Source organism: Paenibacillus sp. SER-28 (assembly GCF_052906305.1).
In genome coordinates this window covers 1-11,918 of record NZ_JBRECM010000026.1, presented here as the reverse complement: position 1 = coordinate 11,918, position 11,918 = coordinate 1, and the positions used below count along the sequence as shown (strand labels likewise).

Annotated in this window: 7 protein-coding genes and 2 tRNA genes; all 9 read right to left on the bottom strand. The window is 44.7% G+C overall.

Going from position 1 to position 11,918, the window contains the following annotated elements:
- Positions 1-218 precede the first annotated feature (218 nt).
- Complete coding sequence (glmS, locus tag ACUYLD_RS25345) at positions 219-2,051, bottom strand: glutamine--fructose-6-phosphate transaminase (isomerizing) (protein WP_446676219.1); 1,833 nt, start codon at positions 2,049-2,051, stop codon at positions 219-221.
- A gap of 633 nt (positions 2,052-2,684) precedes the next feature.
- A complete protein-coding gene (glmM, locus tag ACUYLD_RS25340) occupies positions 2,685-4,025 on the bottom strand; it encodes a phosphoglucosamine mutase (protein WP_013312125.1) in 1,341 nt (446 codons plus the stop codon).
- A 60-nt stretch (positions 4,026-4,085) separates the two neighbouring features.
- Positions 4,086-5,555, bottom strand: coding sequence for a CdaR family protein (locus ACUYLD_RS25335; protein WP_250260342.1), 1,470 nt, complete (start codon positions 5,553-5,555; stop codon positions 4,086-4,088).
- Positions 5,552-6,385, bottom strand: coding sequence for a diadenylate cyclase CdaA (gene cdaA, locus ACUYLD_RS25330; RefSeq protein WP_013312127.1), 834 nt, complete (start codon positions 6,383-6,385; stop codon positions 5,552-5,554). Before cdaA ends, ACUYLD_RS25335 begins: the two co-directional genes overlap by 4 nt.
- A gap of 221 nt (positions 6,386-6,606) precedes the next feature.
- The gene (locus ACUYLD_RS25325; protein WP_013312128.1) at positions 6,607-7,230 is read right to left on the bottom strand and encodes an anti-sigma factor; all 624 of its coding nucleotides are present in this window, start codon (positions 7,228-7,230) and stop codon (positions 6,607-6,609) included.
- A 150-nt stretch (positions 7,231-7,380) separates the two neighbouring features.
- Positions 7,381-7,947, bottom strand: coding sequence for an RNA polymerase sigma factor SigW (gene sigW, locus ACUYLD_RS25320; protein WP_016818747.1), 567 nt, complete (start codon positions 7,945-7,947; stop codon positions 7,381-7,383).
- A gap of 191 nt (positions 7,948-8,138) precedes the next feature.
- A complete protein-coding gene (gene ppc / locus ACUYLD_RS25315) occupies positions 8,139-10,931 on the bottom strand; it encodes a phosphoenolpyruvate carboxylase (RefSeq protein WP_250260341.1) in 2,793 nt (930 codons plus the stop codon).
- 738 nt (positions 10,932-11,669) lie between these two features.
- Positions 11,670-11,740: transfer RNA gene (locus tag ACUYLD_RS25310), tRNA-Gly, on the bottom strand.
- 9 nt (positions 11,741-11,749) lie between these two features.
- Positions 11,750-11,823: transfer RNA gene (locus ACUYLD_RS25305), tRNA-Pro, on the bottom strand.
- Between the last annotated feature and the right edge of the window lie 95 nt (positions 11,824-11,918).

The window sequence follows — 11,918 nt, the reverse complement described above, 5'->3', positions numbered from 1 at the left end:
TCCGTTCTACAATAGTTACCTATATTATACAACATTAACGCGGTGTCGTCTTAAATAAAATGAACATAAAAAAAGCTGTCGAGACTTTCTCGACAGCCTGAAGATCCCGATATATTATCGGGATCTTTCTTGATGTTTGTAAAATGACTAGTTCCAGACTTTTTTACTGGTTCCACACTTTTTTATCACCAGACAAAAAGTCATAATGCAACTAAAGCTTATTCTACAGTAACACTTTTCGCTAGGTTACGTGGTTTATCAACATCATGACCCAGTGCAAGAGAAGCGTAGTAAGCCAACAGTTGGAGAGATACAACTGAAATTGCAGCAGACAGAATTGGAAGTGTCTTCGGAATGGCAAATACCTGATCCACGGACTTCAGCAACTCAACTGCGTGCTCTTCGTACGTAATCGCAAGAACATCTGCACCACGAGCCTTGACTTCCTTAATATTGCTCACGGTTTTCTCCAACACGGATTCCTGTGTTACCAAAGCGATAACCGGAATGCCGTCTTCAATCAATGCCAGTGTACCATGCTTCAATTCACCCGCAGCATAAGCCTCGGAATGAATGTAGGAAATTTCCTTGAGCTTCAGGGAGCCTTCCTGTACTACAGCATAGTCCTGACCGCGACCAATAAAGAACAGGTGCTTGTGGCTTGCAATTTGCTCAGCATAGGCTTTGATCGCATCTGCTTTACCCAGCATCTCTTCCACTTGCTCTGGCAGGGACTCCATAGCAGCCAGCACATGAGCTACTTGCTCATCCGTTTGTGTGCCACGCACTTGAGCGAGATACAAACCAAACAGATAGAACGCAATCAACTGTGAAGAATATGCTTTAGTGGAGGCTACGGCAATTTCCGGTCCTGCCAGTGTAACCAACACATCATCTGCATCACGGGCGATGGAGCTACCGACTACGTTTGTAATCGCCAGTACATGAGCGCCATTTGCTTGTGCTTCACGCAGGGCTGCCAACGTGTCAGCAGTTTCACCGGATTGGCTCACCACGATCACCAATGTCTCTGGTGTTACGATAGGTGAACGATAACGATATTCGGAAGCCACATCATTTTCTACCGGTATACGAGCCAGACTTTCAATAACTGTACGACCAATCAAACCAGCATTGTAAGCTGTACCACACGCAACAATTTGAATGTTGCGGATATTTTTAATTTGTTCTTCTGTCAGCTTCAGCTCAGGAAGAACAACTTTTTTAGTATTTTTATCGATACGGCCCAACATTGTGTCACGATAAGCCTTAGGCTGCTCGTGAATTTCTTTCAACATGAAATGCTCATAGCCGCCTTTTTCCGCTGTTACAGCATCCCATTCGACATGAATCATTTCCCGAGAAATAAATTGGCCTTCGATTGTCATTAATTCGACAGCATCACTGGTCAAAACAGCCATTTCGCCATCGTTCAAAATAAATACATTGCGTGTATATTTCAGAATAGCCGGAATGTCGGAACCGATAAAGTTCTCGCCTTCTCCCACACCAATAACCAGCGGGCTAGCTTGACGAACAGCAACCAGCTTATTAGGCTCGTGCTCTGTCAGCACACCCAGTGCAAAAGCACCGCGCATAAAGGTAATTGCTTTTTGTACTGCTTTAACGATATCCCCTTTATATTCACGCGCAACCAGATGAGAAATAATTTCCGTGTCCGTTTCGGAAATAAAGGTATGACCTTCGCTGATCAGCTGCTCCTTCAGCTCCAGATAGTTCTCAATAATTCCGTTGTGAACTACAGAGAACTTTTGGCTCTCATCCAAATGTGGATGGGAGTTTTCATCAGAAGGCTTACCGTGCGTTGCCCAACGTGTATGTCCGATACCTGCATGGCCTACCAACGGCGTACCATCCAGTTTAGCTTCCAGATTAGCCAGACGACCTTTAGCCTTGGCTACTTGCAATCCTGAATCTGTAAACACGGCAATACCCGCAGAGTCATAACCGCGATACTCCAGCTTTTTCAATCCGTCAATCAATACCTCTTGCGTATTCTGATTACCAATATATCCTACAATGCCACACATATTCGTTATCCTCCCGATCATCATTTCACAAGACGACTCATCACAGGACTAACGTGTGCGGTAGATTGTGGAATAAAGTTCATTCATCTATGAAGTTGTCAATGATAACTATAGAATTTACAGGCATCTCTTCACGAATGTAACGAAATTCCCAAACCGCGCACGCCAATGATGATGGCCGCACATTCATGAAATGAATCTTATAATTTAGGTTATAAAATAATAAAAGCATCTACCGGTGCGTTGTGTAAACAGTTGCCTGCTCATTTTCCGCTGCCGGTTTACGGCTTGATGCTTTACCGGAAGGTCCCCGCCGAATGTTTCGAACACCTTCACCTCGTCAGCTTGTTTTGTCGTGAACCGATTTGCGAGCAACTTTATCTCAACTGAATCCGTTGCTTCTCCACCAAGTTCCCCCCGCACAAAATCAAGCTCTGGCGCTTGTATTACGTTACCTTACAACCCTCGCTTTCTCTATCTGAGTCACAGCATCCCTATATTATATTCAGCTAAGTATCATTTGGCAATGACACTTTATTCATAATTACACTATGAAGGCCATAAATCGTTAGTAAATAACCGCAAACGCCGTTGCCTGCTTCTTTTTCACAGGCAACCGACGTTTACAAAATTTTAAACTAATTCTTTCTTCACGACATCTACGATCTGACCGACAAATTGCTCCAGTTCGTCCTTATCCGGGCCTTCGGCCATCACACGAATAAGTGATTCTGTGCCTGAAGCACGGACCAATACACGCCCATTATCGCCCAATTGTTGTTCCACCTGCTCAATTGCTTCTGCAATGGCAGGATTCCCTTCGTAATTGCGTTTGTCCTGCACACGCACATTTACGAGCACTTGCGGATACTGTTTCATGAGCGATTTTAGCTCACTCATTTTCTTGCCGGATGCTTTCAAGGTATCTACCAGCTGAATCCCAGTCAGCATGCCATCGCCTGTCGTATTGTGATCCAGGAAAATAACATGACCAGACTGCTCACCGCCTAGGTTAAATCCACCCCGTCGCATTTCTTCCATCACATAACGGTCCCCGACCGCAGTTTTTGCAGTCTTGAGTGCCAGCTTTTCAGTAGCTTTATAAAAACCGATATTACTCATCACTGTCGATACAATGGTGCTGTCCTTGAGTTTTCCCGCACGGTTCATTGCATCTCCGCAAATGCAGAGAATATAGTCGCCGTCTACCTCTTCCCCGTTCTCATCAATCGCGATTAGACGGTCGGCATCGCCGTCAAAGGCCAAACCAATATCTGCTTTCAAGCGGCGTACTTCCTCTTTCAGCTTTTCAGGATGAGTCGAGCCGCAATGATCATTGATGTTCAAACCGTTCGGCTCGGCACCAATGGTGTGTACCTCAGCTCCCAGTTCTGCAAAAAGCTTCGGTGCCAGCTCATAAGCTGCTCCGTTAGCACAATCCAGTACAATTTTTAACCCTTCAAAAGAATGGCTAATTGTTGTTTTCAAGAACTCCAGATAATCGTAGCGAGAATGCTCGTCTACAACAACCGTTCCCAATCCACCGCCAATCGGACGAGGCAGTTGGTCTTCTTTTGCATCCATGAGCTCTTCAATTTTCAATTCCGTTTCGTCTGTCAATTTAAAACCGTCACCGCCAAAAAACTTAATGCCGTTGTCTTCAACTGGATTGTGTGATGCTGAGATCATTACCCCAGCGTCAGCTTTCAATTGACGTGTGAGATATGCCACCCCAGGTGTCGAAACAATACCTAGACGAACCACATTAGCCCCAATGGACAGCAAACCGGCTACAAGAGCCGATTCCAGCATCAGTCCGGATATCCGTGTATCCATACCAATAACAACTGTCGGTTTCTCTACATTACCTGCTAAAACATATCCTCCGCAGCGGCCAATGCTATATGCCAGTTCGGCTGTAAGTTCCTGATTAGCAACGCCTCGTACACCATCTGTACCAAAATATTTCCCCATGTAAAATGACTCCCTTTTTTTGTCTAATAAATCTTGATTATTTACTACAGATAAAACATGTTATGGCTGACTGTTCTCCGAGGTTCCATTCGCAGAAGAATCTGCGCCGTTATGAGGATTTGTTTTATCCTCCGCAGCTGCGTTGTCCCCGGTCTTAGCGTCAGAGTCCCCACCTTGACTGCCTTGCCCCTCCTGTGGCCTCTCCTGCCCCTTTTCGCCACTACCAGAGGGGTTTGATTCATTCTCACTATTCGGATTCGTTACAGCAGGCGTAGAAGGGCTCTCAATGTTGACCGTTGCCTTTAGTTGGCCAGCATTTCCGGCTTGCGTAATATATTTAGGCAAGCCTACTTTCAGAGTAACCTCGTGTTGACCAGCCGCGAGGCCACTTACATCTGCCACCAAACTAATATCATCATTGGTTAAATTGTTTACCATATCCTGCGGGCCCTTCACAGTAACATCCATCGTCTTACCTACGGGTGCTGTAACAGTCGTAGTCGCTTTATCTCCTGCACCTTGTAAAACGATTGGGATGCCTGACAGCGTCCGTTCCGTATCTGTGACTTCATTGGAAGGGACGACGGTCACCTGAATTTGTATTGACCCTGGCTCGATTTTATCAGAACCTGAGGGGGCTGCCAAATTAGCTTGAACTGTACGAGTCCCCGCTTCCGTGAATTGACTTAAATCCAATGTAGCCGTGACGTAAGAGCTGAGGCTGCTCAATACATCCTGCGATGCATATACCGCCGCTTCCTTCACGTTTGCATTGACTTTAGAAAGCGCCAATCCGTCTGGCAACTCTCCAGCATAGACAATCTTAACAGGCACAGATTTCGCCTGCTGAGTTACCGGAATTTCAACGGACACAGTGGATGGCTCAATGACCGCTCCTGTAAGTTCCTGTCCCTTTTTGTTATAAGCCTTCAGTTTTACACGCTTCTGTTCAAACTTTTCTGAGATACCATCCGTATTAACAGCCCCTTGAACGGCAGTAACGGTACTCAACTGGCTTTTAGGCAAGGTAACCTTCACAGTTTGAGGAGCAATTACAGGCTTCCCAAGCTGCAGTCCCCCATCTGGGTTTCCTTTAGGAACTATAGATACATTAAATGATTTCGTTTGTTTTTCCTCAATCGTCACTGTAACACGGTTAGGAGTCATAGACACCAACTCCACTCCATCCGGCAAGTCCGGTTCGAGTGACAATGTTTTAGTACCTGCTCCTAAGCCGTTTAAGTTTAGCTTTGCCTGATAATTATCCGCGAAAAAAGAAGTCAGCACAGAGCGCTGTCCTCTGACCTCCATCTTAACATGGTCAGTATCCATGGTAGATAATACATATTTTGAATCATCCAGACCACTAGCCTGAATGCCCACATTATCAATCACTTTATTATTATAAGAAACGGTCAGCGTAGATGAAGGTGTACCTGTATCTAGATGGACCATTCCCCATAGCAGGACAGCAACCGCAAGCGCCAATATCTTGGAAATCGTATTATTGTTAATCCATTTGTCCATCATGAATTTCCACGGCCTCCCCTCCGATTCCAGAATGAGCCGCGTTTTTCCTTCAAAGACGGTGTTGGCCGCAACTCCTCATACAGCTTGGAGATTAGGGATTCTTCCTTAATGTCGCGCACGACCTGTCCATTAATGGCCAAAGAAATTTGCCCTGTTTCCTCCGATACCACGACAGTTACGGCATCCGTTACCTCACTCACCCCAATCGCAGCACGGTGACGGGTTCCCAACTCCTTGCTGATGAACGGATTTTCCGATAATGGCAAATAACAGGCCGCAGAAGCAATCTGTTTATTTTGAATAATCACCGCACCATCATGCAAAGGCGTATTAGGAATGAAGATGTTAATTAGCAGTTCAGAACTGACTACGGCCTGTGTCTTGATACCAGACTCCGTATATTCGTTTAGCCCTGTCTCGCGCTCAAATACGACCAAAGCTCCTATTTTCCTACGTGATAAATAATTCAGCGCCTTAATCATTTCTCCGATTAGCTTGTTAATCTCTTCATCATCCGCAGACGAACGCCCAAATAATTTGCCACGCCCCAACTGCTCCAGTGCACGACGCAACTCAGGCTGAAAAATAATAAAGATAGCCACCACACCAAAGGTGAACATCTGGTTCATCAACCACTTGAGCGTATACAAATCAAACCAGGTGCTAACCGCCCAAATGACAACCAGAAACAGAATCCCTTTCAACAATTGAACTGCACGCGTTCCGCGAACAAGTAAAATAAGCTGATACATAATATAGGTTACGATCAAAATGTCGATAATATCTTTAATGGACTCTTTCCAAGTCAGGTCCGCAAAATAATCCAACATGCGCATGCCCCCGCAATTTTCTGTAGTGAGTGGGTGTAATATGTACACAGTATGCTCTCTCTATCTAGGTTATAACGATCAGGCTCACGTTGCAAGCTGTGTGACAAAAGAACCGCTAAAATCAGTAAAATACAGTACAATTCGCCAGCTTCATATACAAAAAAACGCCTTTTCCAGCGGAAAGAGGCGCTCGATATTGTCCTTGCCATTTCAAGCTTCTTTTATGGAGAAGAGGGTCCCCCGAATAAATCAGTAACCTTGTACCAAATCCAATCCAAGGTTTGATCAATACTTTTAACCTGTCCTGCAATATGGGCGGTGGACGCTTGATAATAAGAACCATCAATCACAGTTACATTTCCTTCCACATCACCGTATACACGGGCTTCACCATTTTGCACTGTTAAATCTCCGGCAATGGATTTCCCTTCAGGCACAATCACAGTATCACCCTGAATAACGACTTGATCCAGTTGGCTTCCTTTGACTACCAATTGATGGTCCGTGCTAGAAAAGCTGGCCATGCTTGAGCATATAACAATAAGGAAGAAGGCAGCGGCTGTTACAGCGGGATGCCTTTTCACCCACGTCAGCATAGGCACCGCAGTCTGTCTTTTATGCGGCGGCAAAGCATTCATAATGCGAAATGTCAGCTCATCCGATACACACGGCACTTGATGATAGCGTGTACCGTAAAGCATCGCATCCGTCCGCTCCAGCTCTTTAAAACGCATGCGGCATTCCGGGCAGTCTAACAAGTGCTGTTCCAACTCATGTTTGTCCTGCTCAGACAGGTCGCCATCTAGATAGTCATGCATAAAAGAGACGGCTTGTTTGCAATCCATATGAGCCAATCCTTTCTAATATTCTTCCGTGTTTCTCAACATAACATGCTCCGGCTTAGAAACTTTGCTCATCTTACATACGTTACAACGAGCATTATGTTTCATAAAAACATCTATGCAGACTCTTCTCCTAGAATCTATGCGTATGATCTATAGCTTGTGCTCCAGTTTTTTGCGCAGAAAATCCCGCCCCCTGTGTACTCTTGTCTTAATAGTGGTAACTGGGAGATTGAGCACATCGCTGATTTCCTGTAAGGAAAGCTCCTGCAAGTACCGTAAAACCATAATCGTTCTGTATTTATCTGGAAGGCTGTCAATGGCGTCATGAATCAAAGCCTGCGTTTCGGACAGAAGCGTACTCCCCTCAGGGGTAAGCTCTTCACTGGCGAGCATGGCGTACCCATCGACACCTTCCTGATCATTCATTTCAGCATCAAGTGAGTATGTAGGTTTTCTCCTTCGCAGACGATCAATGCACAGATTTGTAGCAATTCGATAAATCCAGGTTGAGAACTTCTGTCCATGATCATATTTTTCCAAATTACGATACACACGCAAAAAAGTTTCCTGCACCAGATCCTCCGCCTCATGGCGATTACCTAGCATCCGGTAGGAAAGATGAAAAATCCGATCTTTATATAACTCGACTAACTCCGCAAAAGCTCGCTGATCGCCTTTCTGTACCAGCCTTACCAAGCGGCTTTCCATATTATCCACTCTATACTCCCCCAGACTTGCTGATGGGTTACTTATTACATGTTTATGATTATTCATCGTAGTTTAATTTTATCCGGAAATCAACTGTAGTATTGTTACTAACTGTAAGCACGCCTGCCATCAATATACAAACAGCACAATCGGGCACCCCATGAGTACCCGATTGCCTGTTTTCGTACAACCGTACTATATCAGCCCGTATTTCTTAAGCCTGCTGCAATTCCGTTAATTGTCAACAATACCTCACGCAGCATTTCAGTGTCATCACCGTTCTGATCCCGCAGCTCCCGTAGCTCACTTAGCAATTGAACCTGCAAGTAACTTAACGGATCGACATAAGGATTACGCAACCGGATAGATTCCTGAATAACCGGCACGTCGTCCAAAATCTCGGATTGTCCGGTTATTTTCAAAATCAACTCAGATGTCAGCTTGAACTCCGCTGATATCTGCCCGAAAATACGCTGCCGGGCCTCTTCGTTATCCGACATCCCAGCGTACTCTTCTGCAATCAGTAAATCCGCTTTAGCGATTGCCATTTGCAGTGTATCAATAAGTGACCGGAAGAAAGCAGAGTCCCTAAACATCGTTTGCAGCACTTTGAGGTTATCCTCATTGTTTTGATAGAAGCTTTGCAAACCTGTTCCAGCCGCATACCATGCAGGTAACAAGTAACGGCTTTGTGTCCATGCAAAAACCCATGGAATGGCGCGTAAGTCCTCAAAACGTTCGCTGTTCTTGCGCTTGGACGGACGAGATCCAATATTCAGCTCGCCCACCTCAGGCAACGGTGTAGATTCTTTGAAGAAGTTGAAGAAATCCGGATCTCGGAAAATCAAATCTTGATACTTATCCAGTGAAACTTGGGAAATGCGGGCGATAATCTCCTCCCAGCTCTCCTCAAACACTTCCTTCTTCCCGGAACGATGATATGCCACAGCCGTAATCAGCGCCGATGTTGCCTGCTCCAAGCTCCGGTACGCGATGCCTCTAAGCGAGTATCGGGATGATAGCACTTCACCTTGCTCCGTGATTTTGATTCCGCCTCCAATCGTATGAGGAGGTTGAGCCAAAATACTGCGATTAAGTGGCATTCCTCCACGACCCAGCGCACCTCCACGACCGTGGAAAAACTTCACTTTTACGCCAAACTCATTAACTACTTCCGTAATGCTGTTCATAGCGACCCGAAGTTCCCAGTTCGCTGTAACCACACCGCCATCTTTATTACTGTCCGAATATCCCAACATAATCTCCTGAAGCTGGTCCATCGCAGCCACAGATTGTCGATATACAGGCAAGTTCATCAATCTTCTCATAATATCGGGTGCAGCGTGCAGATCATCTATTGTTTCGAACAAAGGGACGGATTGCAGCGTACAGATAACAGTGCCATCCTTCTCGATGCGGAACAGGCCTACCTCTTTGGATAAGACCATAACCTCCAGTAAGTCACTGGCTCCCTGAGTCATACTGATCAAGTAGCTTGTAATGGACTGCTTGCCGAATTCCTCCTGAGCCAAATAAATCGTACGATATACGTCAAGACATTCCTGTGTGCTATCGCTATATTTTAAATACGGTGAAGTAATCGGACGAGGTTCATTCAGCAGCTTTTCCAGCAGATTTATTTTTTCCTCTTCTGATAGCTTACTGTAATCCGATACAATATTCATTTTAGACAGAATTTCAGTCATCGCATTTTCATGTTCCTGACTATGCTGACGCACATCCAGTGTAGCTGTATGGAATCCAAACAACTCTACCTGGCGAATCATCTTTTGAATATATGTGTTTGCCACATAATCGGCAAAATGATGACGCAGGCTGTTGTCAATAACATTTAGGTCTGCAATGAGCTCTTCCGCAGAATTATAACGCTCATTGGTACCCTGTTTGCTTTCATCCAGGATGTTGTTCACTTTAGCAATCATATATGCCAGTTTAATGCGGTAAGGCTCTTTTTCGTTATGCCATACTTCCATCTTTTTAAGTGTAATATGAGTACGGTCTTCTTCAATAGAAGCCAGTAGATCATCGGAAACTCGCACAATGCTGGTGCTGAAACTCAAGTAACCCATGAGTTCCTTTAACGTGTGCTGATATTCTCTCAAAGCCAACTTGCGCTGCATACGTAAAGTTTCCCAAGTCACATGAGCTGTCACAGACGGATTGCCATCCCGGTCTCCACCGATCCAGGAACCAAATCTCAGATAAGTGGGTATGTGCCATTTTTGTTCGGGATAATATTTGTCCAAACATCGTTCCAATTCTTGGTACACATCTGGCAGTACATGAAACAAGGTCTCGTGAAAATAATACATTCCATTTCTTACTTCATCTAATACAGTTGGCTTGCGATCACGCAGCTCATCTGTCTGCCACAGCGTAATTACTTCGTTTAGCAGATTCTCCCGTACCTGTTCCCGCTCACGTAAGGTAAGCATCGGATTATCCAGCAGCATGACGTCCTCGGAAATGCGCTTGTGGATATCAAGTATTACTCGTCGTGTCGCTTCTGTAGGATGTGCGGTCATGACCAGCTCCAAAGAGAGCTCATTCAGCAAGTTGCTAACGTCCTCGGCGGAGAAGCCCCCTTGTTTAAGCTCCTGAACGGAACTTTCAATGGAACCAGGTTGAACATCTTCACCAGCGGAATGCTCATAATCCCGCTTACGACGAATACGATGGTTTTGCTCAGCGATATTCACCAACTGAAAATAAATCGCAAACGCGCGAATAACCTGGTGACGAATATCCGTATCCAGTCCGCTGACCATTTGTTTGAAATCCTCATACAACTCCGGTTGATACCCGGCACGTAACGATTTACTTGTCTCACGTATTTTCTCCACGATATCCAAAAGTTCGTTGCCACCCTGATGAACCAAAACCTCACCAAGAATATTCCCTAGAAAACGAACGTCCCGCCGCAGCAGATTGTTGGATTGGTTTTTGTTAGCGGTTAACGTAAGCTCAGTCATGCTTTTCCCCCCATCTGATCTGTTCCACACCATATACAGTTGTAGCAAAGGTACGTATACACACGAAATTTGACACTTTCTTAACATCATACAATAAAAACGCATGAAAAGCTGCAAAATTTACAGTAAAAAATCATGTTTTTGAAATACTTCTTTTGAGAAAATATTGGATTGTTATGAAAAAAGATGAAATTAATAATAGAAATGAATGTATACACTAGTGATGCGTGAAACATTATGCACAGTCTCTTATAAAGAGTGTGGTTTTAAAGGTGCAAATTCATGCAATATGATGTGTATATGTTTATTAATTGTTGACAAAGTCAACCCCATTATCCTTCTATCCACAAAGATATACACAAATTAGCCATATCCTCAGTGTTTCTAGGGCATTTCCTCTTTAAGACTTCGCTTTTTACCCACATAAATAAAGGGGAATGTGCACAACGCAAGAGCAGATGCAGAGTTATCACCATGAATTCGTACCATAATAGCTATAGGATTCCTATATTCAAAGGATTTGATCACGAAATTAGCCTTACTGCAGGAGAAAAGGGGTACGCTAGAGGGGAAATTCGGGATCTAGATATCATAAGTAACAAGAGCCTATGTACAATATGCACAAGTCATCCCCAACTGTGCATGACAGGAGACATAACTGCATTAGCTTATATACATAGAAGTAAATGTAATGTGGACAAAATAAAAAGAAGCCTTTCGGCTTCTAGGTAATCGGTAAGCGGGTGATGGGAATCGAACCCACGCTATCAGCTTGGAAGGCTGAAGTTCTACCATTGAACTACACCCGCAAATTAGTATCGGGATGACACGATTTGAACATGCGACCCCCTGGTCCCAAACCAGGTGCTCTACCAAGCTGAGCTACATCCCGATATTATACTTTTTTAAGAATGGCGCGCCCTGAGAGATTCGAACTCCCGGCCTTTTGATTCGTAGTCAAACGCTCTATCCAGCTGAGCTAAGGGC